Origin of the sequence: Shinella sp. JR1-6 (assembly GCF_004284735.1) — a bacterium.
Lineage (GTDB): Bacteria > Pseudomonadota > Alphaproteobacteria > Rhizobiales > Rhizobiaceae > Shinella.
This window is the reverse complement of sequence record NZ_SHMI01000008.1, coordinates 193,365-216,907: the sequence shown is the minus strand read 5'-3', so window position 1 is coordinate 216,907 and position 23,543 is coordinate 193,365. Positions and strand designations below refer to the sequence as shown.

General features: G+C 63.8%; 25 protein-coding genes. 5 read left to right on the top strand and 20 right to left on the bottom strand.

Annotated features, from left to right (window positions below; genetic code table 11):
• Window positions 1-55: 55 nt before the first annotated feature.
• From EXZ48_RS16820 to EXZ48_RS16790, 7 genes are all read right to left on the bottom strand, one after another.
• Window positions 56-1,009 (bottom strand): ABC transporter substrate-binding protein, encoded by a 954-nt coding sequence (locus EXZ48_RS16820; protein ID WP_023511980.1) that lies wholly within the window; start codon window positions 1,007-1,009, stop codon window positions 56-58.
• 118 nt (window positions 1,010-1,127) lie between these two features.
• Window positions 1,128-2,357 carry a 23S rRNA (adenine(2503)-C(2))-methyltransferase RlmN gene (gene rlmN, locus EXZ48_RS16815; protein ID WP_050746124.1) on the bottom strand — a complete coding sequence of 410 codons (1,230 nt, stop codon included), beginning with the start codon at window positions 2,355-2,357 and terminating at the stop codon, window positions 1,128-1,130.
• Window positions 2,358-2,596: 239 nt separating this feature from the next.
• A complete protein-coding gene (locus tag EXZ48_RS16810; protein WP_024271256.1) occupies window positions 2,597-3,100 on the bottom strand; it encodes an invasion associated locus B family protein in 504 nt (167 codons plus the stop codon).
• Window positions 3,101-3,519: 419 nt separating this feature from the next.
• Window positions 3,520-3,909, bottom strand: coding sequence for a YkvA family protein (locus EXZ48_RS16805; protein WP_023511983.1), 390 nt, complete (start codon window positions 3,907-3,909; stop codon window positions 3,520-3,522).
• A 71-nt stretch (window positions 3,910-3,980) separates the two neighbouring features.
• A complete protein-coding gene (locus EXZ48_RS16800; RefSeq protein ID WP_023511984.1) occupies window positions 3,981-4,289 on the bottom strand; it encodes a 4a-hydroxytetrahydrobiopterin dehydratase in 309 nt (102 codons plus the stop codon).
• Between the two features lie 77 nt (window positions 4,290-4,366).
• Window positions 4,367-5,092: a beta-ketoacyl-ACP reductase gene (locus EXZ48_RS16795; protein ID WP_023511985.1), complete on the bottom strand. Its 726-nt coding sequence runs from the start codon at window positions 5,090-5,092 to the stop codon at window positions 4,367-4,369.
• An 86-nt stretch (window positions 5,093-5,178) separates the two neighbouring features.
• Complete coding sequence (locus tag EXZ48_RS16790) at window positions 5,179-6,360, bottom strand: acetyl-CoA C-acetyltransferase (RefSeq protein WP_130517165.1); 1,182 nt, start codon at window positions 6,358-6,360, stop codon at window positions 5,179-5,181.
• Window positions 6,361-6,651: 291 nt separating this feature from the next.
• Here EXZ48_RS16790 and phaR point away from each other — a divergent pair, with 291 nt between their 5' ends.
• Complete coding sequence (phaR, locus tag EXZ48_RS16785; protein ID WP_024271257.1) at window positions 6,652-7,230, top strand: polyhydroxyalkanoate synthesis repressor PhaR; 579 nt, start codon at window positions 6,652-6,654, stop codon at window positions 7,228-7,230.
• A 33-nt stretch (window positions 7,231-7,263) separates the two neighbouring features.
• Here the strand turns inward: phaR and EXZ48_RS16780 are convergent, their stop codons facing one another.
• The 4 genes from EXZ48_RS16780 to mtgA form a co-directional block, all read right to left on the bottom strand.
• Window positions 7,264-7,671 carry a hypothetical protein gene (locus tag EXZ48_RS16780; RefSeq protein ID WP_024271258.1) on the bottom strand — a complete coding sequence of 136 codons (408 nt, stop codon included), beginning with the start codon at window positions 7,669-7,671 and terminating at the stop codon, window positions 7,264-7,266.
• A gap of 171 nt (window positions 7,672-7,842) precedes the next feature.
• Window positions 7,843-8,028, bottom strand: a complete 186-nt coding sequence (gene rpmF, locus EXZ48_RS16775) for a 50S ribosomal protein L32 (protein WP_024271259.1) — start codon at window positions 8,026-8,028, stop codon at window positions 7,843-7,845.
• A 147-nt stretch (window positions 8,029-8,175) separates the two neighbouring features.
• Window positions 8,176-8,823, bottom strand: coding sequence for a glutathione S-transferase family protein (locus tag EXZ48_RS16770; RefSeq protein ID WP_130517163.1), 648 nt, complete (start codon window positions 8,821-8,823; stop codon window positions 8,176-8,178).
• Between the two features lie 74 nt (window positions 8,824-8,897).
• Window positions 8,898-9,653: a monofunctional biosynthetic peptidoglycan transglycosylase gene (gene mtgA / locus EXZ48_RS16765; RefSeq protein ID WP_371687662.1), complete on the bottom strand. Its 756-nt coding sequence runs from the start codon at window positions 9,651-9,653 to the stop codon at window positions 8,898-8,900.
• Between the two features lie 135 nt (window positions 9,654-9,788).
• Between mtgA and EXZ48_RS16760 the strand changes: the two genes are divergently transcribed.
• From EXZ48_RS16760 to EXZ48_RS16750, 3 genes are all read left to right on the top strand, one after another.
• A complete protein-coding gene (locus EXZ48_RS16760; protein WP_130517161.1) occupies window positions 9,789-10,706 on the top strand; it encodes a polyprenyl synthetase family protein in 918 nt (305 codons plus the stop codon).
• Window positions 10,707-10,710: 4 nt separating this feature from the next.
• Window positions 10,711-11,766: a histidinol-phosphate transaminase gene (gene hisC, locus EXZ48_RS16755; protein WP_130517159.1), complete on the top strand. Its 1,056-nt coding sequence runs from the start codon at window positions 10,711-10,713 to the stop codon at window positions 11,764-11,766.
• A gap of 111 nt (window positions 11,767-11,877) precedes the next feature.
• Window positions 11,878-12,522 carry a LysE family translocator gene (locus EXZ48_RS16750; protein WP_023514624.1) on the top strand — a complete coding sequence of 215 codons (645 nt, stop codon included), beginning with the start codon at window positions 11,878-11,880 and terminating at the stop codon, window positions 12,520-12,522.
• Between the two features lie 19 nt (window positions 12,523-12,541).
• On the opposite strand, the gene ispG is transcribed toward EXZ48_RS16750, so the two are convergent.
• The 8 genes from ispG to EXZ48_RS16710 form a co-directional block, all read right to left on the bottom strand.
• Window positions 12,542-13,795, bottom strand: a complete 1,254-nt coding sequence (ispG, locus tag EXZ48_RS16745) for a flavodoxin-dependent (E)-4-hydroxy-3-methylbut-2-enyl-diphosphate synthase (RefSeq protein ID WP_130517157.1) — start codon at window positions 13,793-13,795, stop codon at window positions 12,542-12,544.
• Window positions 13,796-13,932: 137 nt separating this feature from the next.
• The gene (locus EXZ48_RS16740) at window positions 13,933-15,126 is read right to left on the bottom strand and encodes an MFS transporter (RefSeq protein ID WP_130517156.1); all 1,194 of its coding nucleotides are present in this window, start codon (window positions 15,124-15,126) and stop codon (window positions 13,933-13,935) included.
• A 33-nt stretch (window positions 15,127-15,159) separates the two neighbouring features.
• Complete coding sequence (locus tag EXZ48_RS16735; protein WP_130517154.1) at window positions 15,160-15,933, bottom strand: DeoR/GlpR family DNA-binding transcription regulator; 774 nt, start codon at window positions 15,931-15,933, stop codon at window positions 15,160-15,162.
• A gap of 155 nt (window positions 15,934-16,088) precedes the next feature.
• On the bottom strand, window positions 16,089-16,949 hold the full coding sequence (locus EXZ48_RS16730) for an RNA polymerase factor sigma-32 (RefSeq protein ID WP_023514620.1): 861 nt from the start codon (window positions 16,947-16,949) through the stop codon (window positions 16,089-16,091).
• Between the two features lie 262 nt (window positions 16,950-17,211).
• Window positions 17,212-17,781: a CarD family transcriptional regulator gene (locus EXZ48_RS16725; RefSeq protein WP_024271261.1), complete on the bottom strand. Its 570-nt coding sequence runs from the start codon at window positions 17,779-17,781 to the stop codon at window positions 17,212-17,214.
• A gap of 369 nt (window positions 17,782-18,150) precedes the next feature.
• Window positions 18,151-18,489 (bottom strand): ferredoxin FdxA, encoded by a 339-nt coding sequence (gene fdxA, locus EXZ48_RS16720; RefSeq protein WP_037408747.1) that lies wholly within the window; start codon window positions 18,487-18,489, stop codon window positions 18,151-18,153.
• A 192-nt stretch (window positions 18,490-18,681) separates the two neighbouring features.
• Window positions 18,682-19,101, bottom strand: coding sequence for an RNA-binding S4 domain-containing protein (locus tag EXZ48_RS16715; RefSeq protein ID WP_023516900.1), 420 nt, complete (start codon window positions 19,099-19,101; stop codon window positions 18,682-18,684).
• Window positions 19,102-19,105: 4 nt separating this feature from the next.
• Window positions 19,106-22,156 (bottom strand): helicase-related protein, encoded by a 3,051-nt coding sequence (locus tag EXZ48_RS16710; protein WP_165909365.1) that lies wholly within the window; start codon window positions 22,154-22,156, stop codon window positions 19,106-19,108.
• A gap of 376 nt (window positions 22,157-22,532) precedes the next feature.
• Between EXZ48_RS16710 and EXZ48_RS16705 the strand changes: the two genes are divergently transcribed.
• On the top strand, window positions 22,533-22,853 hold the full coding sequence (locus tag EXZ48_RS16705) for a low molecular weight protein tyrosine phosphatase family protein (protein ID WP_024271263.1): 321 nt from the start codon (window positions 22,533-22,535) through the stop codon (window positions 22,851-22,853).
• A 96-nt stretch (window positions 22,854-22,949) separates the two neighbouring features.
• On the opposite strand, the gene thpR is transcribed toward EXZ48_RS16705, so the two are convergent.
• On the bottom strand, window positions 22,950-23,531 hold the full coding sequence (gene thpR, locus EXZ48_RS16700; RefSeq protein ID WP_024271264.1) for an RNA 2',3'-cyclic phosphodiesterase: 582 nt from the start codon (window positions 23,529-23,531) through the stop codon (window positions 22,950-22,952).
• Window positions 23,532-23,543 lie beyond the last annotated feature (12 nt).

Here is a 23,543-nt window from a genome sequence, read left to right as displayed (position 1 = left end):
CCGGGCGATCCGGCAGCGGTTGATTCCGATTGGAAATGTCCGGAACGTCCGGGGATTATTCGATCACGCGGGTGGCGCGGCCGACGAGAGCTTCCGGCAGCGTGACGCCCATCTTGGCGGCGGCGCCCTTGTTGACGACGAGGTCGGTGCCGGCGGCAACCTTTACGGCGATGTCGCCCGGGTTCTCACCCTTGAGGATACGCACGACGATTTCGCCCGTCTGCTTGCCGACGTCCTTGTAGTTGAAGCCGAGGGCTGCGATGGCGCCGCGCGAGACGGAATCCGTGTCGGCGGTGAAAAGCGGGAGCTTGGCTTCCTCGGCGACGGCGACCGCGCCTTCGAGGGCGGAGATGATCGTGTTGTCCGTCGGGATGTAGATCGCATCGGCACGGCCGACGAGCGCACGGGCGGCGCCCTGCACTTCGGCGGACTTGGTGGCGGCGGATTCGACGACCGTCAGACCGGCCTTCTCGGCTTCAACCTTCAGCACGGCGAGCAGCGACACGGAATTGGCTTCGCCCGAATTGTAGAGATAGCCGATCGTCTTGGCGTTCGGCAGGATTTCCTTGATCAGCGCGATATGCTCGGCAACCGGCGACAGGTCCGAAAGACCGGTGACGTTGCCGCCGGGCTTGTCCATGTTGGTGACGAGCTGCGCACCGAGCGGGTCGGACACGGCAGTGAAGACGACCGGAATGTCCTTCGTCGCGGAAACGACGGCCTGCGCGGACGGCGTGGAGATCGGCACGATGACGCTTGGATCTTCGCCGGCGAACTGGCGGGCGATCTGGGCGGCCGTCGCGGGGTTGCCCTGCGCCGATTCGTAGAGGAACTTCAGGTTCTCGCCTTCCTTGTAGCCGGCCGCTGCCAGCGCTTCCTTCACGCCGTCGCGGGCAGCGTCGAGCGCCGGATGTTCGACGATGGCGGTCACGGCAACCGTGACCTCTTCGGCCTTGGCCGGCAGCGTAATCGCGAGCGTTGCCGCGAAAGCAAGCAGAAGGTGGCGCATGGATGGTCTCCCTAGAATGATTTTAGGCTGTTTCTAGGCAAAACGGGCCTTCAAATCAATTCTCGGAATCGGCTTCATCAATCACAATTTCTGATAGGAAGCCGCGGCGGAACGGCTTTCAGTCGTCCTCGCCGTGCCCGACAATCATCATTGCCTCGAACGCCATGCGATCGACCTTGCGCATGCGCTCGGATTCCGATTTCAGCTGGCCGCAGGCGGCGAGGATGTCGCGGCCGCGCGGGGTGCGGATCGGCGAAGCATAACCGGCCTGGTTGATGAAGTCGGCAAAGCGCTCGATCTGCTCCCAGTCGGAACACTGGTAGTTGGTGCCCGGCCAGGGGTTGAAAGGGATGAGGTTGATCTTCGCGGGAATGCCCTTCAGCAGCTGGATCAGCAGCTTGGCGTCCTCCAGCGTGTCGTTGACGTCCTTCAGCATCACATATTCGAAGGTGATGCGCCGGGCATTCGACAGGCTCGGATAGGCGCGGCAGGCGTCGAGCAGCTCCTTCAGCGGGTACTTCTTGTTGATCGGCACCAGCATGTCGCGCAGGTCGTCGCGCACGGCATGCAGCGAAATCGCCAGCATGACGCCGATTTCCGAGCCGGTGCGATAGATTTCCGGCACGATGCCCGAGGTCGACAGCGTCACCCGGCGCTTGGAGAGCGACAGGCCGTCGCCGTCGGTGGCGATCAGCAGCGCGGTCTTGACGCTTTCGAAGTTGTAGAGCGGCTCGCCCATGCCCATCATGACGATGTTGGAGACCTTGCGGCCTTCCGCCGGAACGATGGCGCCGGCCGGCGTGTCACGGTCCGGGAAGTCGCCCAGCCGGTCGCGGGCGAGTAGCAACTGCGAGAGAATTTCCTCCGATGTCAGGTTGCGCACCAGCTTCTGCGTGCCGGTATGACAGAAGGAGCAGGTGAGCGTGCAGCCGACCTGGCTGGAAATGCAGAGCGTGCCGCGGCCTTCCTCGGGAATGTAGACGGTTTCGATCTCCACCGGCCGGCCTGCACCGCGCGGGGGAAAGCGCAAGAGCCACTTGCGTGTGCCATCGCTGGAAATCTGCTCGTCGACGATCTCGGGACGGGCAATGGTGAAATGCGTCTTCAGCATTTCGCGCATGTCCTTGGAGACATTGGTCATGTCGTCGAAATCGGAGACGCCGCGCACATAGAGCCAGTGCCAGAGCTGGCTGACGCGCATCTTCACCTGGCGCTCGTTGACGCCTTTTTCGACGAGCGCCCGGCCCATCTCTTCGCGTGTGAGGCCGATCAGCGACGGCTTTTCGGCGGCGGGAAGGGTGCGGATGGCCGGCGCCTTGACGGGCTCGGCCGTGTTGAGAAAGTCCATGCTTGCTGCCATCGGGTCATCCTCAAGAACAGGGCGCGCCGGCGCAGGCTTTTGCGCCACAAGCGGTCCATGCTCGACAGAAGTTCATTGCGGGCCTGCCGGTGCCGCTCGATGCGGCGCAAGGCCCAGTTGCCGGCCCTTTAGCACTGTTCCGGCGCAAAGTCACCTGCCCGCCCGGTTGTGCAAACGAAAAGGCCGGCGAGGGCGCCGGCCTTTTCCGTTTCTGTCCGCCTCGAGACTCAGCGGCAGCTTTCAATTTGCTTCAGCGCTGCCGAAATGCCGGACAGCGAATAGGAGTAGGACGTGCCCGTGCCACGGCGGGATTTCGCCTCGACCCGCATGTCCTTGCCGCCCTTCATGGCGGCGACGAGGGCCGGCTCTTCGGCGGCGTTCTCCACCCAGGCCGAGTTGCCCTTGGTGAACATCACGAAGGTGCGGCCGTCGATGACGACGTTGACCTTGGAGGCTTCCTGCAGCGGATAGCCCATCATCGCCTGCGGTTCGTAGCTGATGTTCTGGCCCGGGCGCTGCGAGACGAGGAAGAAGACGTCGCCGTGGTCTACGCCGGCCGGGTTCTTTTCCTTCGGCACCGACAGCACGTAGCAGACCTTGCCACCGTTCGCCTGGTAGGAATAGGCGCCCCAGGCATTGAACTGCTGAATGCGCGTCGGCGACTGGGCCGAGGCAACGCCTGCGGTCACGACGACGAGGGCGAGTGCGGTTGCGAGCTTTCTTACGAACATGTTTTCCTGCCGGTTGTCTTGCCAAGTGATTGCCCGGCCGAAGGCGGCGCCTTCGATGCCGGTGTCGGCCACGCATGATGACGATTTGATTTATTTTGACTTAATTCAGGTTACCAAACCGTCAACATGCACGCATTTTACTAAGGTCTTCCGCGCCGCACCGGGACAAATTTGCGTCGAAACACGCCGCTGCCTTTCAGGTGTTTTTGCCATTCGCAAAGACACTGTCGTTCTTCGTCGGCACAACTCCACATGCAAAGCTGCCAAGCCTGTTTGCGGGAAGTGCCGAGAACGGCGGGCGTGCCCAGTCCCCATGTGGTGAGATTGAACCTGTCGAAGCCATTTAAGGCATAAGGAATAGGGCAAGAATTTGACTTCTCGCCCTTGGGTCGAGAACGGCAAGGGCTGCAGCGGGAGGCTCAGCCAGCCGGCTGTGCGTCCGGCTCGTCCGCAAGAGCCTTGTCTGCAGCCACATAGTGGTCTTCGCGGATATGTCCGCGGATGGCGGCGAAGGCGGCCGTCAACACGGCGATGTCGTCGGAAAAGCCGACGAGAGCGAAGAAATCGGGTACGCCGTCGAGCGGCAGCACGAAATAGGCGAGCGCAGCGAGCAGGATGCCGCGAACCTTGGTCGGCGTGCGGGAATCCAGGGCGCAATAGTAGGCGGCGACGAGATCGCGGGAGAACGGCACCTGCCGCATTGCACGCTTGAGGACCGGCCAGAACCGCTTCTTCACGCGGCCCTCCTGACGCTCCTGCTCGTCCTCATCTCCCGGCAGAAGGATCTCGCCGATCTTCACGTCATCCATGCATGGCCTCCTTCAGGTGGCGATGCCGGAAAAACCCGGCGCGAAACATATGGGAACGGCTTCACGGGTCTTCAACTCTTCGTGCGCAGAGCCGCCGCCTTGTCCATTGCGGTCGCCAGCTTGAAGTCCAGCTCCGTCAGTCCGCCCGCATCATGGTTCGTCAACCGCACCTCGACGCGGTTGTAGACGTTGAACCATTCAGGATGATGGTTGAATTTTTCCGCTGCGAGCGCCCCCTCGGTCATGAAACCGAACGCCTCGCGGAACGATGCGAACTTGAATTTCCTCTCGATGGCGATGCCGTCTTCCGATCGGGCCCAGCCGTCAAGGCTTGCCAGCGCTTCGGCGATCGCCGCGTCGTCGAGCTTTTCCTGTTTCATGGCGTCGTCTCCTTCTCCGCACTCTACCATAGAAAACGGCGCCCGAAGGCGCCGTGTTCCGTTTGCCGAAAGGCCGGTCAGACGAAGAACTGGCCGCCATTCGCCGAGATGGTCGAGCCGGTGATGAAGCCGGCGTCGTCGGAAGCGAGGAAGACGACGATGCGGGCGATCTCGTCCGGCTCGCCGAGGCGGCCGACGGGGATCTGCGGGATGATCCGCTCGTTCAGCACCTTTTCCGGGATGGCGCGCACCATTTCCGTACCGATATAGCCGGGGCATATGGCGTTGACCGTAATGCCCTTTGCGGCGCCTTCCTGGGCGAGCGCCTTGGTGAAGCCGAGGTCGCCGGCCTTGGCGGCGGAATAGTTCGCCTGGCCCATCTGGCCCTTCTGGCCGTTGATCGAGGAAATGTTGATGACGCGGCCGAAGCTGCGGTCGCGCATGCCGGTCCAGACCGGATGGGTCATGTTGAAGAGGCCGGTGAGGTTGGTGTTGATGACCGCGCCCCACTGCTCCGGCGTCATCTTGTGGAACATCGCATCCTTGGTGATACCCGCATTGTTGACGAGGATGTCCACCGGGCCGAGGTCGGCCTCGACCTTGCCGATGCCTTCGACGCAGGCCTCGTAGCTCGCGACATCCCATTTGTAGACCGGAATGCCGGTCTCCGCCTTGAAGGCGTTCGCGGCATCGTCATTGCCGGCATAACTTGCAGCCACCTTGTAGCCGGCCGCCTTCAGCGCTACCGAAATGGCAGCGCCGATGCCCCGCGACCCACCCGTTACCAATGCTACCCTGCTCATGTGGCTCACTCCCCTAGAACTGTTTTTGAGTCGACCCGTCGCCCTGCCGGCGGCAGGTCATGGCAAAGCAGCCCGTAAGCTGATGCTTACATGCTCTCAACGCACATCGCCACGCCCATGCCGCCGCCGATGCAAAGCGTGGCAAGGCCCTTCTTTGCGCCGCGGCGCTTCATTTCGAAGAGCAGCGTGTTGAGGATGCGGGCGCCCGACGCGCCGATCGGGTGACCAATGGCAATGGCGCCGCCGTTGACATTGACGATGGACGGATCCCAGCCAAGGTCCTTGTTGACCGCGCAGGCCTGGGCCGCGAAGGCTTCGTTGGCTTCCACAAGATCGAGATCGCCGATTTTCCAGCCGGCGCGCTCGAGCGCCTTGCGGGAGGCCGGGATCGGGCCGGTGCCCATGATCTTCGGGTCGACGCCGGCCGTTGCCCAGGAGACGATGCGGGCGAGCGGCTGGATGCCACGGCGCGAGGCTTCCGCTTCGCTCATCAGGAGCGCGGCAGCGGCACCGTCGTTGAGGCCGGAGGCGTTGGCGGCGGTCACGGTGCCTTCCTTGTCGAAGGCGGGGCGAAGCTTGGCCATCGATTCGAGCGTCGCCCCATGACGGATATACTCGTCGGCATCGACGCTGACGTCACCCTTGCGGCCCTTGACGATGAAGGGAACGATCTCGTCCTTGAAGCGGCCTTCCTTCTGCGCGGCCTCGGCCTTGTTCTGCGAGGCGACGGCGAAGACGTCCTGCTCGTCGCGCGAAAGCTGCCACTGCCTGGCGACGTTTTCGGCGGTGATGCCCATGTGGTAGCCGTAGAAGGCGTCGGTCAGGCCGTCCTTGATCATCGTGTCGATCATCTTGAAATCGCCCATCTTCACGCCGCCGCGCAGATGCGCGCAATGCGGCGCCATCGACATGGATTCCATGCCGCCGGCAACGATGATACCGGCATCGCCCGTGGCGATCTGCTGCATGCCGAGCGCGACGGCGCGCAGACCCGAACCGCAGAGCTGGTTCATGCCCCAGGCGGTCGCTTCCTGCGGAATGCCGGCCTTCATGGCAGCCTGTCGGGCCGGGTTCTGGCCTTCACCGGCCGGCAGGACCTGGCCGAGGATCACCTCGTTCACCTCGCCCGCTGCCACGCCCGCGCGCTCCAGAACCGCCGAAATGACCGTCGCCCCGAGCTCGTGGGCAGGCGTGTTGGCGAAGGCTCCATTGAAGGATCCGACCGCGGTGCGGCCGGCGCTGGCGATGACGATGGATGGGGTGCTCATATGTGCTTCCTCAGTTCTGACAACCTTGCGGTCGGCCTTGGAACCAGGCCCGGCGCACGAACGGCGCGAGCGTGGCGGTTCTCCCGAAATCAAAACTGGCAAAGCGGAGGGGGAGAGTCAAACGGGATATCCGGCGCCGCTAAAATTTCATGGAAGCGGCGTGCAGTATGAAAATCCATGTTGCGCAGCATTGCTCGCCGCATTGCACAATTCGATTGTCAGCGCGCGTCTTTTTGCCGATACTCGCGAGGACCAAAAAAGAAATGGAAATACGGGGATGAGGAGACCCTAATGGCCAGGAACGACGGTCAGATCGTCATCAAGAAATATGCGAACCGGCGGCTCTACAACACGGGCACGAGCACCTATGTGACGCTGGACGATCTCGCGGTCATGGTGAAGAAGGGCGAGGAATTCACCGTGCAGGATGCCAAATCCGGCGAGGACATCACCCATTCCGTACTGACGCAGATCATTTTCGAGCAGGAATCGAAGACCGGCAACACGCTTTTGCCCATCTCGTTCCTCCGTCAGTTGATCTCCTATTATGGCGATCAGATGCAGATGGTGGTGCCGAGCTATCTCGAGCACTCCATGCAGGCCTTCACCGAGCAGCAGTCGCAGATGCGCGAACAGATCAACAAGACGTTTGGAGATACGCCGCTCGGCAAGAACCTGCAGGTGCCGATGGCGCTGATCGAGGAGACGACGCGGCGCAACACGGAAATGTTCCAGCAGGCGATGAAGATGTTCTCGCCCTTCGCCAATGCGACGCCGCCGAAGGAGACCCGCAAGGCGGAGCCCAAGGACCTCGACGAGCTGAAGGAACAGTTGCGCGCGCTCCAGACGAAGCTCGACAATCTCAGCTGAGAAAACCGGCCAGCGCGGGCTTGTCCCGCGCTGCTACAGCCCGATCGAAAGGTCTCGGCTCGCCGTGCGGATCGACACGGCAAAACCCGCGATGACATCGATGAACGTGATCGTCATCAGGATGAAGAAGATTTGTGTCGCCGCGCCCTGCACGAGCAGGAATTCGACGAGAAACACCACGAACAGCACCATCGACAGCATGTGATCGAGCAGCGCGCGCGAACCCGGGCGTGTGGCCTTCAGGATTTCCACGAAGAGCAGAACGAGCGCGATGAGGATCAGGAGATCGCCGAAGGCCATCGTCCAGGTCGTGCCGGACAGCATGTTGACCGCTATCACCTCGCTGTCGAGAACGGCGACGCCGCCATCGCCGAAGAGACCGGTCATGGCAAGGTTGTAGAGGGCGAAGGGGATGATCAGCAGCGGTATGGCCAGAAGCATGGGCGGCGGTCTCCTAACGGCCGTCTTCGCACGAGCGGCCCTATGGCCCTCTTAGCCCAAGAATCGGCACAAGAAAATGTCGCTGCGTCGTCGGCCAAGCCTTTCGGGACGTCTGGCCAAAAGAAAAGGGCCGGCAAGCCGGCCCCTGATCTCAGCTGATGCCGAAAACGCTTATGCGCTTTCCTTCGGCGTCAGAACCTGGCGACCGCGGTACATGCCGGTCTTCAGGTCGATGTGGTGCGGACGGCGCAGTTCGCCCGAGTTCTTGTCTTCGACGTAGGTCGAACCCTTCAGAGCGTCTGCGGAACGGCGCATACCGCGCTTGGACGGGCTCGTTTTTCTTTTCGGTACAGCCATTTCACTAACTCCACTTATCGGGCAAACACATCCACAGGCCACCGGATGGGCGACAGGGACATGTCTTTATCTCGGAAATTGGGCCGGCTTATACACAGCAAAATCCCGCTTGACCAGTCCCCGGGCGGTTTTTTTCGATTCCGCCGGTCAGGCCTCGTCTTCGGGCACGATCCACGGTTCGGCGAGCGCCGCCGTCTGCCACTTCTGCCAGGCCGGGTGCGCCTTCATGCGCGCCATGTAGGCCAGCACGGTTTCGTCGCGGGTCAGGCAATAGGCTTCGAACCGGTTGACGACCGGGGCATACATCGCATCGGCGGCGGAAAAGGCGCCGAACAGGAACGGTCCGCCGGAGCGCGCGAGCGCCGTCTTCCAGATCGTCTCGATGCGGGCGACGTCATCCATGACGCCGTCGGGCAGCTTGATTTCGCTCGGCTTGCGACGGATGTTCATCGGGCAGGCATTGCGCAGCGCGCGGAAGCCGGAGAGCATTTCCATCGATATCGCCCGTGCTTCGGCCCGTGCCGCTGTGTCTTTTGGCCAGATACCAGCGCCGGGAAAGAGCTCGGCGACATATTCGATGATCGCCAGCGATTCCCATACCCGCACCGCGCCGTGGTGCAGAACCGGCACCTTCCCGCTTGGCGAGATCTTGATGAATTCCGGGTTGCCGGCGGGAAAGTCGAAGGGGATGACCTTGTCCGTGAACGGCACGCCGGCTGCCGCCATGGCGATCCAGGGCCGGAAGGACCAGGAGGAATAGTTCTTGTTGCCGACATAGAGGATGAGGTTCGACATGGTGTTCCTGCGCTTCTGAGATGACGCAGACCCTAGGCCTTCACCGGAGCCTTCACCAATGAAAAGGCCTGAACCTACTCATAAAGGCATTTGATATATTCGCCCGATCGGCTGGCGCGCCGCTCGATGAGGCGGGCGAGACGCTGCAGACCACGACCCGGTTTTCCGGCGTTGCGCTCATAGGGGTTCGGCAGCGAGACGGCGAGAAGCGCGGCCTGCCGGCGTGAGAGCTTGGCGGCCGGTACCTTGAAATGGTGCTGCGCCGCGGCCTCGATGCCGTAGATGCCGGGACCCCATTCGGCGATGTTGAGGTAGATTTCCATCAGCCGCCTCTTGCTCCAGACAAAGTCTGCCGCGACGGCAAGCGGCAGTTCCATCGCCTTGCGTACGAAGGAGCGGCCGTTCCAGAGGAAGAGGTTTTTCGCCGTCTGCATCGGGATTGTGCTGGCGCCGCGGGTCTGCTCACCGGCCAGCGCCTCGTTGACGACGGCGCGCATCTCGCCCCAGTCGACCCCGCCATGGCGGCAGAACTGGCCGTCCTCGGACATCATGACGGCCTGCACGAGATTGGGTGAGATGTCGTCGAAGTCCACCCACTGCCGGTCGTAGCCGCGCAGGAGCGCGAGATCGCGCAGCATCAGCGTGGAAACCGGCCGCACGAATTCGACCGTGTAGAGCAGGATCAGCACATAGGGCAGCGCGACGATGGCGAGGACGATGAGCACGAGGCGACGCCAGTTCCGGCGAAGCCGGCTCATCCAGCCATCCTTCTCACCGGCCTCTGTCTCCGTGTTGACCGCATCTGCGCGTGTTTCCGGTACGATGTCCAAGAGCCGGCGTCCGTCCTTCCGTCGTTGGGCCTTCATACCGTTACGGCTCGGCAAAAACCAGTCTGCGCCGCGATTCTTTGAAGCAGCCCAGGCATGGCCGTTGCTTCGGCCCGGAGCCCATGCCAAAGAGCGGCCATGAGCGAACGTTACCAGGAATTCCAGTCTCTCCTGAAGGGCAATGCCGAAGCGGTGGAAACACTGCTTGCCACGCTTTTGTCCGGCACTGTCGCGGCGGATGAGATCGCCCGTCCCGAGCGGCTGCTCGCCGCCATGCGCCACGGTGTGCTCAACGGCGGCAAGCGGCTGCGGCCCTTCCTCGTCATCGAATCCGCCGCGCTCTTTCCGGGCGTGGAGCGCATGGCGGCGTTGCGCGTCGGTGCGGCGCTCGAATGCATCCATTGCTACTCGCTCGTGCATGATGACCTGCCGGCCATGGATGACGACGACCTGCGCCGCGGACAGCCGACCGTGCACATCGCTTTCGACGAGGCGGCCGCGATCCTTGCCGGCGACAGCCTGCTGACGCTTGCCTTCGACATCGTCGCGGCACCCGAAACGCATCTGCCCGATGCCACCAGGACGGCGCTGGTGCTGGCACTCGCCCGTGCCGCCGGTATCGGCGGTATGGCCGGCGGCCAGGCGCTCGACCTTGCGGCCGAGACCGAGGCGCCGGACGAGGCGGGTATCGTGACGCTGCAGAAAATGAAGACCGGCGCGCTGCTGCGCTTTGCCTGCGAGGCCGGTGCGATCGTTGCGGGCGCTTCGGCTGAGGAACGGATCTCACTGCGCCGCTACGGCGAAACGGTCGGCCTTGCCTTCCAGATCGCCGATGACCTGCTCGATCTCACTGCCGATGCCGCGACCATGGGCAAGGCGACTGGCAAGGACGCCGATCGCGGCAAGGCGACGCTGGTCGCCCGGCGCGGCCAGACCTGGGCGGAGAACCGATTGCGCGAACTCGTTGCGGAGGCCGAGACGCTTCTTGCGCCGTTCGGCCATCGCGCCGGCATCCTCATCGAAACCGCCCATTTCATCGCCAATCGCAGGAACTGACGCCATGAGCAAATTCTGGTCGCCGATCGTCGCCACGCTCAAGCCCTATGTCGCCGGCGAGCAGCCGCGCATCCAAAACCTCATCAAGCTCAACACCAACGAAAACCCCTACGGCCCTTCGCCAAAGGCGATCGCCGCCATGCAGGCCGCCGTCGCCGACAGCCTGAAGCTCTATCCGGATCCGGGTGCGCTGGCGCTGCGCCAGTCGATCGCCCGTTTCCACGGCGTGGATGCGGATGAGGTTTTTGTCGGAAACGGTTCCGACGAGGTTCTGGCGCATGCCTTCGTCGCGCTTCTCAAGCACGACAAGCCGCTCGTCTATCCCGATATCACCTACAGCTTCTACCCGACCTATTGCCGGCTCTTCGACATCCGGGCGGAGGAGATTGCGCTGAAGGACGATTTTACCATCGACCTTTCGGACTACGACCGGCCCTGCGGCGCCATCATCCTGCCGAATCCGAATGCCCCCACGGGCATCGGCCTGCCGCTTTCGGCGATCGAAAAACTGGTCGCCGGGCACCCGGACCAGCCCGTGGTGGTGGACGAGGCCTATATCGATTTCGGCGGTGAGAGCGCGATCCCGCTGACCCGGAAATACGACAACCTGCTCGTCATCCACACACTGTCGAAGTCCCGCTCGCTGGCGGGTCTGCGCGTCGGCTATGCCATCGGCCGGCGCCCGCTGATCGATGCGCTGGAACGTGTCAAGGACAGCTTCAACTCCTATCCGCTCGACCGTGTCGCGCAAGCCGGTGCCGCCGCCGCGATCGACGACCGCGAATGGTTCGACGAGACGCGGGGAAAGGTCATCGAAACGCGTGAACGCATCACCGGAGCGCTCCGCCAGCGCGGTTTCGAGGTGCTGCCCTCGCAGGCGAACTTTGTCTTCGCCCGTCATCCCGGCCATAGCGGCGAGGCGCTGGCGAAGGGGTTGCGCGAGCGCGCCGTGCTGGTGCGCCACTTCGCCAAGCCGCGTATCTCTGATTTCCTGCGCATCACCATCGGTACGCCCGAGGAATGCGACCGGCTGATCGCGGCGGTCGAGGAGATCGTCTGACGTTTTCGGACGATACCCGCCTCCGCCGAACACGGGGACATGTGGTGCAATTCTCCCGCTAGGCGGTGAAAAGGCGATCGGCTATCGTCTGCCGATAGCCACCGGTGCCTCATGACCGATCTCACACCCTACCTGCCGCAGCTCGCCGTCGCCTGGACGGCCTATTTCATCGCCACGGCGTCGCCGGGGCCGGCGATCATCGCCATCATCGCGACCTCGATCAGCCGGGGCCGACGGGCCGGACTGGCACTGGCCTGCGGGGTGCTGACGGGATCCTATATCTGGGCCATCCTCACGGCTTCCGGCCTTTCCGCCCTCATTCGTACCTATGGCGAGGCGATCGTCGTCCTGAAGATCGTCGGCGGCTGCTATCTGCTCTGGCTGGCGTGGAATGCCTGGCGTGCGGCGCGCCGGAGCGAGGAGGTCTATCGCATGCAGATGGCCGCAATGCCCGCGCTGTCGCCGCGCCGGCAGTATCTCAAGGGCCTCGGCATCCACATCACCAATCCAAAGGCGATCTTCAACTGGATCATGCTGACGTCGCTCGGCATGCCGCCGGGCGCGCCGGGCGAGGTCATGGCGACGTTCATTGCCGGCTGCATGGCAATCGGGGTCTGCGTCTTCCTCGGCTTCGCGCTGGTCTTTTCGCTCGGCCCGGTGCACCGGGCCTATCTCAGGGCGCGCCGCGCCATAGAGGGCGTCATGGCCGCCTTCTTCGCCTTTGCCGGCTTCAAGCTGCTGACGGCACGGCTGTGATCGCGCAAGGGCAGCCCGCCTATTCGGCGGCTGCCTGGCCCTGGCCGTAGCGCTTTTCGATATAGTCGTTGACCAGCGTCTCGAATTCGCCGGCGATATTGGTGCCGCGCAGCGTCATCGCCTTCTTGCCGTCGACATAGACGGGGGCGATCGGCAGTTCGCCGGTGCCGGGCAGCGAGATGCCGATATCGGCATGTTTGCTTTCGCCGGGCCCGTTGACGATGCAGCCCATGACCGCGACCTTCAGCCCCTCGACGCCCGGATATTTCTCCCGCCAGACCGGCATGTTCTTGCGGATATCGTCCTGGATCTTCTGGGCGAGCTCCTGGAAGACCGTGGAGGTGGTGCGCCCGCAGCCCGGACAGGCGGCGACGACGGGAATGAACTGGCGAAAGCCCATGACCTGCAGCAGTTCCTGCGCCACCTGCACCTCGCGGGTGCGGTCGCCGCCGGGCTCGGGCGTCAGCGAGATGCGGATCGTGTCGCCGATGCCCTGCTGCATGAGGATGCCCAGCGAGGCGGAGGAGGCGACGACACCCTTCGTGCCCATGCCGGCCTCCGTCAGGCCGAGATGCAGCGCATGGTCGGAGCGCGCCGACAGCATCGCATAGACGGCGATGAGGTCCTGCACGTTGGAGACCTTCGCCGAGAGGATAATATGGTCGCGGGCAAGGCCGATCTCTTCGGCAAGCTCGGCGGACAGCAGCGCGGACTGGCAGATCGCCTCGCGCATCACCTGCTGGGCGGTCAGGGGAAAGCCCTTGTCCTGGTTCTCGTCCATCAGCCGGGTCAGGAGTTCCTGGTCGAGGGAGCCCCAGTTGACGCCGATGCGGACCGGCTTGTCGTGGCGGATCGCCGTCTCGACGATCGCGGCGAACTGCTTGTCTTTCTTGTCCTTGAAACCGACATTGCCGGGATTGATGCGGTATTTCGCCAGCGCCTCGGCGCAGGCCGGATGATCGGCGAGCAGCTTGTGACCGATATAGTGGAAGTCGCCGACGAGCGGCACATCCATGCCGAGCCTGAGCAGGCGCTCGCGGATCTTCGGCACCGCCGCCGCGCTCTCGTCGCGGTCGACCGTGATGCGCACGATCTCCGAGCCGGCGCGGTGAAGGGCCGCGACCTGCGCCACCGTCCCGTCGATATCGGCCGTATCCGTATTGGTCATCGACTGCACGACGACAGGTGCGCCACCGCCGACGAGCACGCCGCCGACATCGACGCCGACGGACCGGCGCCGCGGCTTCGGTTCAAAGTCGAAGGAGAAGGACATTCGGGAGCCTCTTGCTCGAAAACCGGCCGCATGCGGCATCGCGCGTGCGGCCTTTGCCCTCAGGTGGATCAGGAAACCGGGCTTGTCAACCGTCGGGGCCGGAACGCGCGACGATTTGATCGCCGCGCGTCCTGCGTTCAGGGGCGTTCGCGCACGTCGGCATGCGCGGCGTGGTGCGAGAGCAGCAGCACAACGATGAAGAGCACCGGCAAAAGGGCGAAGATGATGGAAAAGCCCGTATGTTCGGCGATGAAACCGATGACGGAGGGGGCGAAGAGCGAGCCGGAATAGCCCATCACCGTCGCGACGGAGAGTGCCACACCCTGGGCAAAGCCCGGCAGGTTGCCGGCGGCGGAAAAGGCGATCGGCACCATGTTGGAGATGCCGATGCCGCAGATGGCGAAGCCGAGCATGGCCATATAGGCATTCGGCGCCAGCCCCGCGACCACCATGCCGATCATCGCCATGACGGTGCAGAAACGCAGCGTCTTCACTGCGCCGAAACGGTCGCGCACATGGTCGCCGGCAAAGCGCATGGCGGCCATGGTGAGCGAGAAGGCGCCGAAGGCGAAGCCCGAGAGCACCAGCGAAGCGCCGAGTTCGTCGCGCATGTAGAGCGCGCCCCAATCAAGGATCGCGCCTTCCGGCACCATGGAGAACAGCGCCATGAGGCCGATCATCCAGGGCAGCAGCGTCATCGGCAGGCGCACCTTCTGGCGCTCCTCGTTCGGATGCGGCGCATCGTGCAGCACGAAGGGCCAGGTAACGGCGAGTGTGGCGGCGCCCAGCACGGTCAGCAGGACCGCATGGCCCAACACGCCGAGCGTCTCGATGAGAAAGCCGCCGGTTGTGGCGCCGATGAAGGCGCCGAGGCTCCAGAAGGCATGGCAGGACGACATGATCGCGCGCCGCATGGATTTTTCGACCTCGACCGCATTGCCGTTCATCGCCACGTCCATCGCGCCCATCAGGCCACCGAAGAGGAAGATGGCGAGTGCGCCGAGCGGAATGGTCGGGGCAAGGGACAGCAGAATGAGGGGCAACAGGAAGAGGACGGATGCTGCCTTCACCGTACGGGTGGTGCCGTAATGTGCGATCAGGAAACCGGCGATCGGCATCAGCACGAGCGAGCCGATGCCGAAGCACATGATCATCAGACCGAGGCCGGATTCGGAGAGCGACAGGCGGCTGGCGAATTCCGGGATCTTGGGTGCCCAGGCGCCGGCGAAGGTGCCGTTCAGCAGGAAAAGGCTGGAGACGGCCAGCCGTGTCGGCGGGAAGGCGGTTTTCGCAAAGCTGCTGCCTTTGATGGCATTTTCGGGCGTCGTCATGGGAGGTCCGTTTCAGGATGCTGGGAGAGGCGCCTATCCGGCCCGCAGGGTGTCGATGCCGGCGGCGGCGAGCACCGCCGCCTCCGTTTCCCCCGCATCCGCCTCGATCACGGCGCTTGCCACGCGGGACAGGGGGGCGACCGAATAGGGAGCTGCGGTGAAAAGCTTGTCATTGGTGACGATGACGATCACCGTCCGGCTGCGGGAGGCGACGAAGCGCTTGAATTCCGCCTCCTCGAAGCTGTCGGCTGTGACGCCGGCCTCGGGATCGATGCCGCAGACGCCGAGCACCAGCACGTCCGGCCGAAGGGCCTCGGCGTCCCGCATCGCCTTGGCGCCGATCGCCGCGCCCGAGCGGGCATCGATCAGTCCACCAAGCTGGATCGTCGTGATGTCGTGCTCGAGCAGCGCCGCTGCAATGGCCGGCCCGTTGGTCGCGACGGTGAGGCCTGCGGCCTGTGGCAGGGCGCGGGCGAGCGCGACATTGGTGCTGCCGGCATCGAGAAAGACGGTGGCGCCGGCGGGGATGAGGCCGGCGGCGGTGCGGGCGAGCGCTGCCTTGCGCTCACCGGCGATCGCCATGCGCTCGTTCATCGTGGTGGAGGCGTGCGTCATGCGCAGTGCGCCGCCATAGACCCGGCGGCAGAGGCCGGAGGCGGCCATTTCACGCAGGTCTCGCCGGATCGTGTCTTCCGACACGCCCAGCTCCTGCGCCAGTTCCGCCGCGATGACCCGTCCCAAAAGGTCGAGCCGCGCGCGGATCAGGTCTTGTCGTTCCCCGAGCAGAAGAAGGTCCTGTCCAGACATTACCGAATCCAATCGTGCATGATTGCGTAGCAATGCGCACAAATCGGCAGAAACGTCAATGAACGGGGACAATCACATTTGATTGCTGTCCGAAACGGGGCGGTTTTACAGAGGGGGCCGGAAACGAGCGGAGGCCCCCTTGGGGAAGCCCGCCGTCAGGCGTAGGCGAAGTCCGTGGTCTTGCCGACCAGAACGGAGCGTAGCTTCTCCAGCGCGCGGTTTTCGATCTGGCGCACGCGTTCCTTGGAAATGCCGAGCACGGCGCCGAGTTCCTCGAGCGTTGCTCCGTTTTCCGCCAGTCGCCGGGCACGAATGATCTTCATTTCACGCTCGTTAAGCTGGCCGAGGGCGGCGTGTAGCCAGTGATGGCGGCGTTCGCCGTCGATGCTGCCTTCCGCCTGCTCGTCGGGAAGCGGTGCGTCACTGGTGAGAAAATCGAGCCGGTTCGAGCCTTCGCCTTCGGCGGAGGAGATTGGCGCCTGGAGCGAAACATCGGAGGAGGAAAGGCGGGCATCCATGGTGCGCACGTCGGCGGTGCTGACCCCGAGCGCGGCGGCGATCTCCTGATGCATCGCCTCGGCGGTGAGGTGGGTGTCGCCGCGCGCAAGGCGCGCGCGCAGGCGTCGCAGGTTGAAGAAGAGCGCCTTCTGCGCCGAACTGGTGCCGCCGCGTACGATCGACCAGTTGCGCAACACATAGTCCTGGATGGAGGCGCGGATCCACCAGCTGGCATAGGTGGAAAAGCGGACCTGCCGTTCCGGTTCGAAACGGGCGGCCGCCTCCAGAAGGCCGATGTAGCCTTCCTGCACGAGGTCACCCAACGGAAGGCCGAAGTTCCGGAACTTTCCGGCCATGGAAACCACCAGCCGCATATGGGCCATGGCGATGCGGTTGCGCGCTTCCTGATCCTTGTTGTTCTTCCAGGCCTGGGCGAGTGCCTGCTCTTCGTCCCGTTCGAGATAGGGCGCGGACATTGCGAGCTTGATCATGCGGCGGTCTGCGGTCGTCGTAGCCATGGGGGTCTCTCCACGTTAACCGAACCGGCACAAGGAGGCCTGTTTCTGCCTCTGGTCTTGCGCCCTGCTTGATGATGACGTTTCGGAAAGGCCGGCGGATCGCTCGAAATCGGCTTTCAAGAAAATAAAGTGGCAAGCCACCTCCGCGGCCGCCCGAAGCCGGTCGTCCTCGGGGTGGAAAACGACCCAGGGCCGGAAAAGTTCCCATAAAAAAACCCGGCTGTTGCCAGCCGGGCTTTAAAATCGAACGTACTGCCCTAGATCAGGCCGCCTCGTCCTGCGAGTCGTCCTCGTCGATGGTCTTGCCGCGCTTCGGACCCTTGGCGAGGTTCGTTTCAACGAGGCGAACGGCTTCGGTTTCCGACATCTTGTTGACGGCGGCGATTTCACGGGCCATGCGGTCGAGCGCGGCCTCATAGAGCTGACGCTCGGAATAGGACTGTTCCGGCTGATTTTCCGCGCGGTAGAGGTCACGGACCACTTCGGCGATCGAGATCAGGTCGCCCGAATTGATCTTGGCATCATATTCCTGCGCGCGGCGCGACCACATGGTGCGCTTCACGCGGGCCTTGCCCTGGACAACCTTCAGCGCGCGTTCGACGAAATCGGTCTCCGACAGTTTGCGCATGCCGATCGAAACGGCCTTGGCAACCGGCACCTTGAGACGCATCTTGTCCTTTTCGAAATCGATGACAAAGAGCTCAAGCTTCATGCCGGCGACTTCCTGCTCCTCGATGGCCACAATCTGGCCAACGCCGTGAGCGGGATAGACGATCGATTCACCGGTCTTGAAACCCTGGCGCGTGGAAGATTTCTTCTGCTGGGTCGTCATTCTGTTCAAATACTCCCTGTTACGCTCCCGGCATGGCCGGGTGGGTCCGGGGACCCGGGAAAGACGGGGGCACCGTTGCGGTGTCACCACTCTGGTCCGTCCGCCATGCGCAAAAAAGGTCCCTGGCGACGCGTTCACATTTGAGCAACCGGAGCTGCCTATGGGAGGTGAGCGGCGTTGAGGGATCGTTTGCTTTCGTGGTGGTGTTCGGGCACGCAAAATGCCGCGATGTGGATCAGTGTCCGGACCCTACCACAAAAAAGTGCCGAAATCAATAATTTGCTTCGCATGGGTCATCAAGCCTGTCCCATCGCCTTTTGACGGGAGCACGCTTTTTTCCCCAGCTTCGGTTGCCGCCCTATGCGGCGATCAATCGCCCTGGCCCGGATTGGGAGAGAAGTATTTCTCGTACTTGCCTTCCTCTCCGTCCATTTCCTTCGCTTCCGGCATCGCATCGCGCTTGACCGTGATGTTGGGCCAGACGGCGGCGAATTCCGTGTTGATCTTCAGCCATTTGTCGAGGCCCGGTTCGGTATCCGGCTTGATCGCCTCGGCGGGACATTCCGGTTCGCAGACACCGCAGTCGATGCATTCGTCGGGGTGGATGACGAGGAAATTCTCACCCTCGTAAAAACAGTCGACCGGGCACACTTCCACACAGTCCGTGTACTTGCAGCGAATGCAGTTGTCGGTCACGACATACGTCATGAGGAACTCCAGAATCGTCATAAGGCGGGCGCGGACGAGACCATCCGTCACCGCAGGATCCGTCACGCGATCGGCTTGCCGGACAAGGGAGACCGCGCGTATCGAGGGCCGCCCGGAGGCTGAGGTAAAGGCTTTGCGGGCGGTTTGCAAGCGTAATACATGCGCCGCCGGGCGCTTGCGAGGTATAGAATTCTAATCCTCGTCGTCGCCGGGAAAACCGTGCAGGCGGTCTGTTTCGCGGCGTTCCCGCTTGGTGGGCCGGCCTGCGCCGCGCTCGCGTGTCGCCTGCTCGAAAAGTGAGCGTTCCTCGCGCGGCGGCGGGGGCGGCGTCATGTCGCTGTAGAGAAGGCGGGCCTCCTCGTAGGGTCCGCGGCGTTCGCCCGAATGCAGCACCTTCACGACCATGTCGTGTCGGTCGAGCGAGATCAGCACGACATCGCCGGGGTGCACTATATGCGAGGGCTGGCGGATTTTCTGGCCGTTGATGCTGACATCGCCCGCTTCCACGGATTTCGCCGCTAGCGAGCGGGATTTGCGCAGCCGCGCGAAGAACAGCCACTTGTCGATGCGCTGTCGCGCCTGACCCGCCGGCTGTTCCTCGTTGCGTGCCATCGGCTTACTTCTTCAGCTGCTCCTTGAGCGCTGCGAGCTTGGCGAAGGGAGAATCCGGGTCGATCGGCTTTTCCTTGCGGGGCGGCCGGGCCTCGAACTTCGCCTGCTGCGGCTTGCCGCCGCGATCGTTTCGATCGGGGCGGTGCTCGTTTCGATCGGGGCGGTTTCCGCCCTGCGGCTTTCCGTCGCGGCCCTTGGCCTGATCGGGGCGGCCGCGGCCGCCGTCACGCCGCTCGCCGCGTTCGCCGGCCGGCTGGCCGCGATGGCGATCACCGCCGCGCCGCTCGCCCTGACCCTGACGCTCGCCCTGGCGATCCCCATGGCGCTCGCCGCCTTGGCGATGACCTTGGCGCTGGTTGTCGTGGCGAGAGCCCGGGCGCCAGAGCAGCACCGGCTTCACTTCGACCGGTTCGCTTTCGACGGTACCTTCTGTCGGTGCTTCCGCGCTCTCGGTGGCCGGAGCCTCCGTCGGTGCAGCCGAAGCCTCTGCGGCAGCGACAGGTGCGTCGTTGTCGCTCTCCGCTGCGTCGGCATCGTGTTCGTCGGAGATTTCCGCGCTTGCCTCGGCCGGGGCTGCAGCGGCGGCATCGGCCGGTGCCTGCGCGGCGAGATGGGCGGCGACCTCTTCTGCCTTTACGCTATCAGCACGGTAGCCGAGGCCCTTCAGGATTTCTTCCATGTCGTCCGGCGTCGCACCGAGAATGGAGAGCATGGCGGTCGTCGCCATGAAACGGCGGCCGTCATAGGCGCCCTCGGGGCGCGGCGTGCCCGATTTCCACTGCAGCAGCGGGCGGATGAGGTCGGCAAGGCGTTCGAGAATGTCGATGCGCACGGCCCGCTTGCCGAGGAAGCGGAAGCCGGCAAGCTTGTAGAAGGCGCGCTCGAAGCTCGGATCGGTGACGACCGAGGTGCGGCCGGCGGCGAGCACCGGGATGAGGTCGCCGTATCCCGGCTTGTCGAGGCCGTCGTTCTTCAGCGCCCAGAGCAAGGTGATGAGTTCGGCCGGGGCGGGCTTCAGAAGCGCCGGCATGAAGATATGGTAGGCGCCGAAGCGGATGCCGTGCTTGCGGATCGATGCGCGGGCTTCCTGGTCGAGCGACTTCACGTCTTCCGCCACGTCGCGGCGGAAGAGCACGCCGAGATTTTCGACGAGCTGGAAAGCGAGGCCCTTGGCGAGGCCCTGCAGGTCTTCCGCGCGCGAAAGGTCGTCGAGCGGCTTCAGCACGGTCGCGATGTGGTGGTTCACGAAGCGCTCGATGCGGGCGGCGACGTGGTCGCGCGCATTGCCGGTCAGCTGCTCGTCGGAGAGAAGGATGACGCGCGGACGCATGACATGGTCGCTCGCCGTCAGGCGTGCGACGGGATCGCCGAGCCAGCGCACGGTGCCGTCGGAGCCGAGCGCGAGGTCGCCGTTGCCGGCAGCATGCAGGCGTGCGGCCCGGGCTTCGAACTCCAGCGCGAGCGCCTTCTGTGCAGCCGTCTGCACGGCCTTCGCATCGGGGCCTTCTGTTCCGGAGGCCAGCGTAAACCGGAAACCGGCCAACTGCCCGACATGATGTCCCTCTACGAAGACATCGCCATTCACACTGATTTCAGCTTCCAGCATCGCATTCTCTCTCAGGCGCTTCATGAGCACAGATGTCCTGCGATCAACAAAGCGTTTCGTCAACCGTTCATGTAGCGCATCGGACAATCGGTCTTCGATTTCCCGCGTCTTTTCCTGCCAGTGTGTCGGATCGGCAAGCCATCCGGGCCGATTCGACACATAGGTCCACGTCCTTATCTGTGCGATTCGCGCCGAAAGCGTGTCAATCTCGCCATCGGTTCGATCGGCGCGGCGCACCTGATCGGCCATGAAATCTTCGTTAACCGTGCCGCGCTTTACCAGATCCGCGTAGAGCGTCGAGATGAGGTCGGCGTGCTGGGCGGGGGTGATGCGGCGGTAGTCGGGAAGTGCGCAAGCCTCCCAGAGCTTTTCGACGCGCTCGGGTGTCGTCGCAAGGTCGCGGACGTCGGGGTAACGCGACAGGTGCTCCAGTGCCTGCTGGTCGACGGCCGGCAACGCCCGCGTCAGCCCGCCGATCGGCGGCGGGGCATCGAGCGACTTGCGCAGGTTCACGAGGGAAGAATAGTCGAAGCGGGGCGTGCGCCATTGCAGCACGCGCACAGGGTCGAACTGATGCGTCTCGATGCGCTTGACCAGCTCGTCGTCGAAGGGATCGACACGGCCCGTCACGCCAAAGGTGCCGTCGCGCAGGTGCCGCCCGGCGCGGCCGGCGATCTGGGCGAGTTCGGCGGGATTGAGGTTGCGGAACTGGTAGCCGTCGAACTTGCGGTCCTGCGCGAAGGCGACATGGTCGACGTCGAGGTTCAGACCCATACCGATCGCATCGGTGGCGACGAGATATTCGACGTCGCCTTCCTGGTAGAGCGCGACCTGCGCATTGCGGGTGCGGGGCGAGAGCGCGCCGAGCACGACGGCTGCTCCGCCACGCTGGCGGCGGATCAGCTCGGCGATCGCATAGACCTCGTCGGCCGAGAAGGCGACGATGGCCGTACGCTGCGGCAGGCGGGTGATCTTCTTGGAGCCGGCGTAGAAGAGCTGCGACAGGCGCGGGCGCTCCACCACATGGATGCCCGGCAGGAGCTGCTCCAGAATGGGCTTCATGGTGGCCGCACCGAGCAGCAGCGTCTCGTCGCGCCCTCTCAGATGCAGGACCCGGTCGGTGAAGATGTGGCCGCGTTCGAGATCGCCGGCAAGCTGCACCTCGTCGATCGCCACGAAGGAGGCGCGCGTCTCGCGCGGCATCGCCTCCACCGTGCAGACCGAATAGCGCGCCATATGCGGCGTGATCTTCTCCTCGCCGGTGACCAGCGCCACATTGTGCTGGCCGACCTTGTCGACGAGGCGCGTGTAGACCTCGCGCGCGAGAAGGCGCAGAGGCAGGCCGATAATGCCCGTCTCATGTGCCACCATGCGTTCGATTGCGTAGTGGGTCTTGCCCGTATTGGTCGGGCCGAGCACCGCGGTGACCCCGCGGCCGCTCAAGATCATCGGTGCTTGCGACAAGTCACGCCCCGGCAGGTTTCCATCTCCGCCGGACGCATCCGGCAGGCAACAGATGCCCATCGAGACGCCCGATGGCAAGGGGCAAGGCGAAAAGCGCCGCTTTTCTCGCGCTTCTGCGGCCTTTGCGGAACAGTCTGCGAACGAATCGGAGACGAATCGCTGACTCCGGATGATTCAGGGTTTGTTCACCACAAGGGATTGACGTGATTCGGGTAGGTGCCGCGAAATGCTGAATCGGAACAAGGGGGACGAAGGCGGTCCAGCGGAGACCCATTCCGGCCGTGTTCATTCCGTGTTCTTGCGTGGACACCCGCATTTTCCGGGTGCTATCGCTGCGCGAGAGGCAGAAGAAAGAAAAAACATGCGCAATGTTCTCTTTGTGTGCAGTCAGAACAAGCTGCGAAGCCCGACGGCCGAACAGGTGTTCGCAAGCTGGCCGGACATCGAAGTTTCCTCCGCCGGCACAAACAACGACGCGGAAAATCCGCTCTCGGCAGAAGAGATCGGCTGGGCGGACATCATTTTCGTGATGGAGAAAGCCCATCGGAGCAAGGTCCAGGCAAAGTTCCGGTCCGCTCTCAAGGGTAAACGGCTTATCTGCCTGGATATTCCGGATGACTACGCGTTCATGGACCCCGCGCTGGTCCAGTTGCTGAAGACAAAAGTCCCTCAGCATCTATAGGTGTTGCGGCGGGAGCACTAAAGGCCGGTTTGCCGGGCTCGGCTGCGGCAAAGGCCGTCTCAGGCCCGGGCCGATTGCCCTATGATAGCTTGCCGATCAAATCAGGTGATCGCGCAGGTCCGCGCTATCCCAGCCGCCGCCGGCCTCGTAGAGTGGGAAAACCTCTTCCGTGAGGTATGGCCCGCCACCGACGGATTCTTTCGAGGACATCAGCACGAAGCGGTTCACGGTGAAGGGGGCGGTGTAGAAATTGCCACGACCGGAAAGATAGTGGGCGACGTCCTCGGTGCGGGCATTGCGCAGGCGCGCGAGCGTGACGTGGGGTGTGAATTTGCGCGGATCGGCGGGAAGGCCGAGGCGCTGGCAGATGCGCTCGATCTCGCCCTGGAGGGCGTACATTTCCGGCGCCTGCGTCACCCCGGCGAAGACGGAATGCGGTTTCTTCGAGCCGAAGGAGCCCATGCCCGACAGGGCCAGCTGGAATTCCGGGCGTTCTATGCGGTCGAGCTTGTCGACCACCTCGTCGGCGGTGCGGCCGTCGATGTCGCCGATGAAACGCAAGGTAATGTGGAAGTTCTCGACATCGATCCAGCGGGCCCCGGGAAGTCCGCCTCTCAGCAAGGAGAGGCTCATGGCAGCATTGCGCGGCACTTCGAGGGCGACGAAAAGTCTCGGCATGGCGACTTCTCC

Bases quoted from the DNA above. Each gene is read 5' to 3' on its own strand.
- EXZ48_RS16820 (WP_023511980.1), bottom strand. From the start codon at position 1,009: ATGCGCCACCTTCTGCTTGCTTTCGCGGCAACGCTCGCGATTACGCTG.
- EXZ48_RS16705 (WP_024271263.1), top strand. From the start codon at position 22,533: ATGCGCAATGTTCTCTTTGTGTGCAGTCAGAACAAGCTGCGAAGCCCG.
- EXZ48_RS16710 (WP_165909365.1), bottom strand. From the start codon at position 22,156: ATGATCTTGAGCGGCCGCGGGGTCACCGCGGTGCTCGGCCCGACCAAT.
- EXZ48_RS16740 (WP_130517156.1), bottom strand. From the start codon at position 15,126: ATGACGACGCCCGAAAATGCCATCAAAGGCAGCAGCTTTGCGAAAACC.
- ispG (WP_130517157.1), bottom strand. From the start codon at position 13,795: ATGTCCTTCTCCTTCGACTTTGAACCGAAGCCGCGGCGCCGGTCCGTC.
- phaR (WP_024271257.1), top strand. From the start codon at position 6,652: ATGGCCAGGAACGACGGTCAGATCGTCATCAAGAAATATGCGAACCGG.
- rlmN (WP_050746124.1), bottom strand. From the start codon at position 2,357: ATGGACTTTCTCAACACGGCCGAGCCCGTCAAGGCGCCGGCCATCCGC.
- rpmF (WP_024271259.1), bottom strand. From the start codon at position 8,028: ATGGCTGTACCGAAAAGAAAAACGAGCCCGTCCAAGCGCGGTATGCGC.
- EXZ48_RS16735 (WP_130517154.1), bottom strand. From the start codon at position 15,933: ATGTCTGGACAGGACCTTCTTCTGCTCGGGGAACGACAAGACCTGATC.
- EXZ48_RS16770 (WP_130517163.1), bottom strand. From the start codon at position 8,823: ATGTCGAACCTCATCCTCTATGTCGGCAACAAGAACTATTCCTCCTGG.
- EXZ48_RS16780 (WP_024271258.1), bottom strand. From the start codon at position 7,671: ATGCTTCTGGCCATACCGCTGCTGATCATCCCCTTCGCCCTCTACAAC.
- EXZ48_RS16800 (WP_023511984.1), bottom strand. From the start codon at position 4,289: ATGAAACAGGAAAAGCTCGACGACGCGGCGATCGCCGAAGCGCTGGCA.
- EXZ48_RS16715 (WP_023516900.1), bottom strand. From the start codon at position 19,101: ATGGCACGCAACGAGGAACAGCCGGCGGGTCAGGCGCGACAGCGCATC.
- EXZ48_RS16760 (WP_130517161.1), top strand. From the start codon at position 9,789: ATGAGCGAACGTTACCAGGAATTCCAGTCTCTCCTGAAGGGCAATGCC.
- EXZ48_RS16810 (WP_024271256.1), bottom strand. From the start codon at position 3,100: ATGTTCGTAAGAAAGCTCGCAACCGCACTCGCCCTCGTCGTCGTGACC.
- EXZ48_RS16805 (WP_023511983.1), bottom strand. From the start codon at position 3,909: ATGGATGACGTGAAGATCGGCGAGATCCTTCTGCCGGGAGATGAGGAC.
- EXZ48_RS16790 (WP_130517165.1), bottom strand. From the start codon at position 6,360: ATGAGCACCCCATCCATCGTCATCGCCAGCGCCGGCCGCACCGCGGTC.
- EXZ48_RS16730 (WP_023514620.1), bottom strand. From the start codon at position 16,949: ATGGCTACGACGACCGCAGACCGCCGCATGATCAAGCTCGCAATGTCC.
- EXZ48_RS16725 (WP_024271261.1), bottom strand. From the start codon at position 17,781: ATGACGACCCAGCAGAAGAAATCTTCCACGCGCCAGGGTTTCAAGACC.
- thpR (WP_024271264.1), bottom strand. From the start codon at position 23,531: ATGCCGAGACTTTTCGTCGCCCTCGAAGTGCCGCGCAATGCTGCCATG.
- fdxA (WP_037408747.1), bottom strand. From the start codon at position 18,489: ATGACGTATGTCGTGACCGACAACTGCATTCGCTGCAAGTACACGGAC.
- hisC (WP_130517159.1), top strand. From the start codon at position 10,711: ATGAGCAAATTCTGGTCGCCGATCGTCGCCACGCTCAAGCCCTATGTC.
- EXZ48_RS16750 (WP_023514624.1), top strand. From the start codon at position 11,878: ATGACCGATCTCACACCCTACCTGCCGCAGCTCGCCGTCGCCTGGACG.
- EXZ48_RS16795 (WP_023511985.1), bottom strand. From the start codon at position 5,092: ATGAGCAGGGTAGCATTGGTAACGGGTGGGTCGCGGGGCATCGGCGCT.